General features: G+C 61.0%; 8 protein-coding genes and 1 pseudogene. 7 read left to right on the top strand and 2 right to left on the bottom strand.

The features are described 5' to 3' along the window. From KBY71_RS14150 to KBY71_RS14130, 5 genes are all read left to right on the top strand, one after another. The coding region (locus KBY71_RS14150; RefSeq protein WP_254929534.1) for a DUF3641 domain-containing protein at positions 1-468 on the top strand (468 nt) is incomplete at its 5' end. Positions 469-602: 134 nt separating this feature from the next. Further along, the gene (locus KBY71_RS14145) at positions 603-1,010 is read left to right on the top strand and encodes a PilZ domain-containing protein (protein WP_254929533.1); all 408 of its coding nucleotides are present in this window, start codon (positions 603-605) and stop codon (positions 1,008-1,010) included. After that, entirely contained in the window at positions 1,007-1,600 is a 594-nt protein-coding gene (locus KBY71_RS14140; protein WP_254929532.1) for a hypothetical protein, read from the top strand. Before KBY71_RS14145 ends, KBY71_RS14140 begins: the two co-directional genes overlap by 4 nt. Positions 1,601-1,702: 102 nt before the next feature. Further along, positions 1,703-2,194, top strand: coding sequence for a translesion error-prone DNA polymerase V autoproteolytic subunit (locus KBY71_RS14135; protein ID WP_315858572.1), 492 nt, complete (start codon positions 1,703-1,705; stop codon positions 2,192-2,194). A gap of 672 nt (positions 2,195-2,866) precedes the next feature. Continuing rightward, positions 2,867-3,040 carry a hypothetical protein gene (locus KBY71_RS14130; RefSeq protein WP_254929530.1) on the top strand — a complete coding sequence of 58 codons (174 nt, stop codon included), beginning with the start codon at positions 2,867-2,869 and terminating at the stop codon, positions 3,038-3,040. Positions 3,041-3,920: 880 nt separating this feature from the next. On the opposite strand, the gene KBY71_RS14125 is transcribed toward KBY71_RS14130, so the two are convergent. Together KBY71_RS14125 and KBY71_RS14120 are read right to left on the bottom strand one after the other, a co-directional pair. Further along, positions 3,921-4,268, bottom strand: a complete 348-nt coding sequence (locus KBY71_RS14125; protein ID WP_315858571.1) for a YgaP-like transmembrane domain — start codon at positions 4,266-4,268, stop codon at positions 3,921-3,923. A gap of 18 nt (positions 4,269-4,286) precedes the next feature. Next, the gene (locus KBY71_RS14120; protein ID WP_254929529.1) at positions 4,287-5,423 is read right to left on the bottom strand and encodes a rhodanese-like domain-containing protein; all 1,137 of its coding nucleotides are present in this window, start codon (positions 5,421-5,423) and stop codon (positions 4,287-4,289) included. Positions 5,424-5,515: 92 nt separating this feature from the next. Here KBY71_RS14120 and KBY71_RS14115 point away from each other — a divergent pair, with 92 nt between their 5' ends. Together KBY71_RS14115 and KBY71_RS14110 are read left to right on the top strand one after the other, a co-directional pair. After that, complete coding sequence (locus KBY71_RS14115; protein ID WP_254929528.1) at positions 5,516-5,854, top strand: helix-turn-helix transcriptional regulator; 339 nt, start codon at positions 5,516-5,518, stop codon at positions 5,852-5,854. Positions 5,855-5,901: 47 nt separating this feature from the next. After that, positions 5,902-6,751 (top strand): annotated as a pseudogene (locus KBY71_RS14110) (carboxypeptidase M32); the annotation flags it as partial.

Below are 6,751 nucleotides of genomic sequence, written 5' to 3'. Positions count from 1 at the left end.
AGAGGGCTAGAGCTGCAGCTCGTCTACAACCCCCAGGGGTCAGACCTACCCCCTCCCCAAGCCCAGCTGGAGGCCGACTACCGCCGGGTGCTCGCCGCCGACTTCGGGGTGGTGTTCACCAGCCTCTACGCCCTTGCCAATATGCCGATCCAGCGTTTTGCGAGCTGGCTCCAAGCCCAGGGAAAGCTGGAGGCCTACCAAGCCCTGTTGCAAAACAAGCACTGCGGCGCGAATCTCGAGCAGGTCATGTGTCGCTCCATGATCAGTGTCGACTGGCAGGGCTGGCTTTATGACTGCGATTTCAACCAGCAGCTTGGTCTGAGCGCAGCTGGCCGGCCCAGGCGCCACCTGGGCGAACTGCTGGGCTGGGATCCGCAGGGGGATGCGCTGGCAGTGGCAGATCATTGCTTTGGCTGCGCCGGAGGGGGCTCCAGCTGCGGCGGCGCCCTAAGCCGCGCCGCGGGCTGAATGCCACCTGGCCACGATCAAAATTTTCAGCCTTTTCTCAGTTGGCTTTTCGAGTCGCTTCACTAAGATGCGAAAAAATTACTGGGTGATGCGCACGCGCGGATTTTTACCAATATCCGCCTGCATTTGACTGAATGCCGGATCCTTCCCCAAGGAATGAGGAGCGACACATTGTCCCCTCAATCAGCATGACGATTCAGATCGACTTTCATGTCGATCCGGTTCCGTTTATTGGTCGCCTTTGGGATGTGAGCGCCTCTGGTGCCTGCCTGCTGTTTCCCATCCGCGAGCCTGTTGTGCCTGGCTTGGTCGGCACCCTCACGATTCACCACCCCACCTTCGGCGATCCGATCCGGCTGCGGGCCAGCTCCCTCTGGGTCGATCGGTTGGAGTCAGCCTCCTATGTGGGGGTGCGCTTTCTTGAAACCGTCGACTTCAACACCACCTTTTTGAGAGTGTTGATGCGCCGCAGCGGTGGCCACACGCCCGTGGGTGGTTTTGGCGACCTTCGCTCTGGCACGGCATTCGGCGGCTTCAGTTGAGCAAGCAGCGCCTTGGCCCAACCCTGCTGATACCCCTTGGTCTGGGCTGGCTTCTGGCCAGCTCTGCCCAGGCCCTGCAGCGCCCGGTGGATCCAGTAGCGGTCTGCGTGGTGGCCCCCCGGGTGGAGCCGGTGACAGAAGGAGATGCCATTGGCGTGGTGCCCACACCCATGCCCCTGCTGGTCGTGGTCGAACCCCTGTTGGAGCTCCGCATCGAGCGCCAGGGCCTGCTGGCCTGGCAGCAGCTTGCGCCTGCCGAGCGCCCCTTGCGAGCCCCCCTGGCCTGGCCCCTGGCCCCCATTGCCCCCGGCGAGGTGGTGCTGCTGCGCCTGAGACCTGAGCAGGCGGCAGAGGGCAGCTTTGCCCAAGTGCAATTAGTGGGTGCAGACGCCGAGCGGATGGCCCGCACCGCGGCCCTGATCCTCTCCCTAGGCCAGAACCCCCCTGCCTGGCTGGCAGCGATCGAAACGGCTCTGGAAGCTGGAGATGTGTCGCTGGCCTGGGCCCTGCTGTTTGAACCTCAGCTTCCCGACGCAGCCGATCTAGTCGCCCTGCGCAACGAGGTGGTGCGCAGGGGCTGCGGCGACTGACGCGCCACTACGGCACCGATCAATACACGCGTACTAGTTTTTGCGCTAGTGTGATGGCCTTCGGGGATTGCCATGGCGAGCGATCTGATCTGGCTTGGTCCCTTGCAGCCATCGCATCACGACCTCGAGCCCCTGCTCCTGCCCCTGGCCGGCGAAACCGTGGCCGCAGGCTTTCCCAGCCCTGCCGATGACTACATCGAGGCAACGATCGATCTAAATGGAGCCCTGATTCCGCGACCGAGCTCCACCTTTTTGATGCGGGTAGACGGCGATGCCATGCGCGGAGAGGGCATTCATCACGGCGATCTATTAGTGGTCGACCGCAGTGTGGGTCCCCGTTCTGGCTCCATCGTGGTCGCCGTGCACGAGGGGCGCTTTCTGCTGCGGCGACTGGAGGGAACACCTCCCCATTGGCGCCTGGTAGCCAGCGATGCCACTAGCCCCGCCATTGCCTTGCAAGGCGACGATCCCGACCTGCTGATCTGGGGCGTGGTGATCCATGCGGTACATCACCTCTGGAAGCCATCGCCGCAATCGCGAGTCCGAGGAAGCGCCTTTAAGCGTTCACCAGAAGCCTTTGGAATAAAGCCATAGGCCTAGCAATCCCATTGGCACAAACACTGCGCCAAGGATCTGCAACTTGACGGTGCGCGGAGATGGCTGGTTCGGACGAGGCATGGTGGTCAGGCTGAGGGGGAGAACAAAATCGGGCGGTAGGTGGGCCGAGCGGAGGGCGAAAGGCTCCACTTCACCCGGCAGGTGAAGGTGGCGTATTCACCTTTGATGGCAGTTGAGAGCCGCATGGCGGTAGCGGTTGCATTGGCTGGCATGCGGTATTGGGCCTGATTGCAGGAGTCCACTTCAGAGACGTTCGACCTGTATTCAACGGTGCCACTGGTGGGCGCGGCCTTGGCGTCTGTTTGGCCAGCCTGGGCTGCGCAGGGTGCAAGCAGGGAAGCAGTGGTACAAAGGGCCAAAAGACAGGGAAATGCAGCAATGCGGCGCATGGCTAAGCGTCAAAGTCTTCCTGTAATAGCCGAAAAGACGCAGCCGCGCCTAGTCGAGCAGCCAGTGCGGCAACCTGGCCCAGCAACGCGCTTAGGGCGGTTCTGATCCACTGATGCACTAAAAAAGATTTGGAGTGCTCTCCGGTAGCCGTCGCTATTGGCAGGCAATTGCGGCTTCCCGTGGCCACCTGGTCGGTGCGAAAGGTGGCCGATCCTCTGCGGCCGGAGCTCGCGATCGGCGCTAATTCGGCAAGAAAGGTTGCGGTATGGCGAAACGGCCAAGCAACTGCGCCAGCTAGTCGATCAACTCGAAATCCTGATGCTGGTGGAGCAACTCCAATCCGTGGGCATGTGGCGTGCAGCGTTTAATCAGCTCGGAGATCGCGAGGTACTTGATCTTTTGGTGGCGGCAACACCCGATACGCCCAACTGAAATCACTGCTTGCCTTTGACCTCGAGATCGTGAGCACCCTTTTGTAGAAGGTAGGAATTAATGGCCTCTTTTAAGACGGCACCAAGTTTCTTGCCCTCGAGAATTGTTAAAAGTTTTAAAGCTCGATGCTCCTCCACGGAGAGCTCAACGGTAATTCTTGGCATGATTGTGAAGGGACCTGAACCGATATGACAAATATATGCCAACACTGGTGGAGGATGTGCAGTCGGATATCAACACCTAAACGTCAATGCTTCACCACAGGACTGTGAGATAATGCACTGGTCCAAGGGTTGAATTGGTGAATTAGTGATTGAGAGTTAAGGCTAATTTTGCAAAAGCTTCCAGGTGTCCCAGAAGCGTCGTAACATTCCAGGCTGTCAGGCCATGCGGCGGCCACCTCCCCCGTCAGGTCAGTGCGGCCAGCCGGTCGAAAGTTGGTTTCGTTAAGGCTGGAGCTTTAGGAATAAATAATTGCCTTCAGGGCTTATCGGCCTCGCCAGCCAATGCAAAAATACAAAGACTAAAAGGTTGCGAAAAGACAAAGCGGCCAGCTATTCAAGTAGGCATTTCTTCAGTGATGTTGGCGCCACCAGTGCCAGCCTTCAATATTGATCAACAACCCAAGCAGGGTCATCTCCGCCATCAGCACGATCTGATCAAGGCGTGCATCTGGCACCAAACAGCAGCGGCAAGGCTCCCAGTGGCACTTGGCTGTTGATCTCGGGTGACTGCCCGTGGAATAAGGGCATCAAGCCCAAATCCACGTGGAACAGCATGGCCAGCAACCAGGCAATCCAGAGAGTGATCAACCGCTGGGCATGATTTGTAGTGGAGCGCCTGCATCCATCCAGGTGTTATGGGCAAGCGCCTGCTGCCATCAAATCGAAACCCGGTTCCAGGGCGTCAGGGCCAGCAGGCGGGCCATGCCACAAAAACCACTGATGCCAGCAAACACCAGGCCGACTCCCACCAACCAGCTGAGCAGAATCCAAGCCGGCGCCACCCAGCTGCCGAGGCCCAGACCGAGCAGCACCAAAGAGCCAGCGGCGATCTGAACCTGGCGCATCAGCGGCAGGGGGGCGTTGTTGAGCCTGTGCAGCGGCAAACCAGCCTGCTCCCAGCTGGGGATGCCGCCATCTAGATCGGCAAGGGGGCTGGTGTGCCCGTCTCGCACCAACTGGGCTAGGGCCTGGGCATTGAGACGGGTATCGAGGTCTGGTGTCATGACTGATAAGGAGGTTGATCAGTTGGAAGTGACGCCTTGCAGCGGGTAGCCCTCATCCGCCCAGCGGGCCAGACCGCCGTGGAGGTTTGCCACCTGGCGGAGTCCGGCCTTAAGCAACTGCTGGGTAGCCAGGGCCGAGCGGCTGCCGGAGTGGCAGACCACCACCACCGGTTGATTTACGGGTAGTTCGGAGATGCGACCTTCCAGTTCCGGCAGGGGAATCAGCAGGCTGTCCTCCACCCGACCGTCGGGGCCGCCATATTCCTCAGCCGAACGCACATCCAGCAAGGTGAGGCAATCACGGTGGGACGCCACCCAGGCGGGGGGAAGTTCGGGCAGGCCCGCATAGCTGCGTTGCAATGGCGCCCAACATGGGTTTGCAGCAGGGCTGGTGACGTCCTGATCAACGGGCTTGCCAGAGCGCATGTTGCCCGGCAGGGCTTCGGCGATCCGGTGGGGGTGGGGCAACTTCATGGACTCCATGTGACCAACGAAATCCCTTTCCGTGGCCATACCGCCCAGGCGGGCGTTGAAAGCTTTTTCTTCAACCACCGAGCTGACCGTGCGGCCCTCGTAGTCGTGGCCGGGATAGAGCAAGCAGGAGTCGGGCAAGCTGAAGAGTTGCTGGGTAATCGAGGCCCAGAGGGTATGGGGGTTGCCCTGCTGAAAGTCACAGCGACCGCAGCCCCGCACGAGCAAGGCGTCACCACTGAATGCCATCGACTGATCGTCGAGCACAAAACTGAGGCAGCCATTGGTATGACCTGGGGTGCTGCGCACCTCGAGCCAGCGAACACCAAAGGACAGCCGATCCCCGTGCTGCAGAGGCATGGTCACGTTTTTCGCCCTAGCGGCTGCAGCCAGGCCAATTGCACAGCCAGTGGCCTCGTGCAGCAGCCAGCTGCCGGTGACGTGGTCGGCGTGGGCATGGGTATCGAGGGAGGCCACCAGCTCGAGCCCCAGCTCACGGAGTAGGGCAAGATCGCGGCCATGGCGCTCAAACACCGAATCGATGATCACCGCCTGGCGACTGGAAACATCGCCTAGTAAGTAGGTGAAGGTGCCGGTCTGGGCATCAAAAAGCTGGCGGAAGAGCAGGGATCCCCCTCCAGCCGCTGCCCGCAGGGAGATCGGCGTAAACGGGGCGACAACCATCGCGGCATTGCAGCTTGTTATGACCATAGCCGCATAAATGCGTCGCGTCCGGGGGGTGCCCGGGAGAATGCGTCTGACGACATAATCGATAGATGGCTTATTCCAGCTCGATGCCGTCTCCCCAGTTGCTGGAGGAGTACTGCCAGTTTTTTCGTTTGCTAAGCGAGCCGGCGCGACTGAAGTTGATTTGTCAGCTCAGGGCAGGGCCCATGGATGTGGCAGCACTGATCGAAGCCACTGGCTTCTCCCAATCCCACATCAGCCGCCAGCTCGGCCAACTGCAGCGGGCTGGCCTAGTGCGCTGCGAGCGCGATGGGGTGCGCACCATCTGGAGTGCCGAAGGCGCCTTGGTAGACGAGCTCTGCTCCTTGGTCCAGACCCGACTCAAGCGACGTCTCGAGAACCAGTTAGCCCAACTGCAATCAGCCTGAGCGCGCCGGGCCTTAAGTCGGAAGAATGGCCCTAGCAAAAGTTCCCCATGGCGCAGCCAAAATCGCCCCTAGATCAGCTGCAGGAGCATCTGCGCCAGAGCCAGCTGCTGGGCTCAATCAGCAGTGCCATCTACTACGACCAGAACACGGTGATGCCGGCGGCCGGTGCCGAATGGCGTGGCGACCAACTGGCCCTGTTGGCCAGTCAGCTACACGAACGCCAGAGCAGCCCTGCTTACGCCGATCTGGTCGAGGCGGCGGAAGCCGAGCTGCAAGCCAGCACCCCGGCGGCGGTGCGCCGCAACTTGCAGCTACTGCGGCTTGAGCTAAATCGCCAGCGCTGCCTAGATCCCCAGCTAGTAGCCCAGATCGCCCAAGCCCAGTCGCGCGGCAATGCCATTTGGCAGGAGGCAAGGCGCCGCAGCGACTTCAGCATCTTTGCTCCGGCCCTGGAAAGCCTGATCGGCCTCCGCCGCGAACAAGCGACCCAACTTGCCGCTGCCGAAGCCCAACAGCGCAGCCCCTGGGAAATCCTGGCCCAGCCGTTTGAGCCCGACGTCAGCAAAGAACGGCTGCAGCAGCTGTTTGCCCCACTGCAGGCCGAGCTGCCCGTCCTGCTCCAGCAGGCAGCAGCAACCCAGGTATCCCCCCTGCCAGAGCTACCCGAAGCCCTGCAGGAAAATCTCTGCACCGACCTGCTCAACAGCTGGGGCTACGACCCGGCCTACTGCCAACGCTCCCGATCGGCCCATCCCTTCTCCTGCACCGTGGGCCCCCAGGACTTCCGCATCACCACCCGGGTGGTGCCGGATCAACCCCTCTCCGCCTTCCTTGCCACCGCCCATGAATGGGGCCACTCCTTATATGAACAGGGCTTGCCCCGCACGGGCAACCACT

Origin of the sequence: Cyanobium sp. T1B-Tous, assembly GCF_024345475.1 — a bacterium.
Classification (GTDB): domain Bacteria; phylum Cyanobacteriota; class Cyanobacteriia; order PCC-6307; family Cyanobiaceae; genus Cyanobium_A.
The sequence above is the reverse complement of the archived record's forward strand: the minus strand, read 5'-3'. Positions and strand labels throughout refer to the sequence as shown.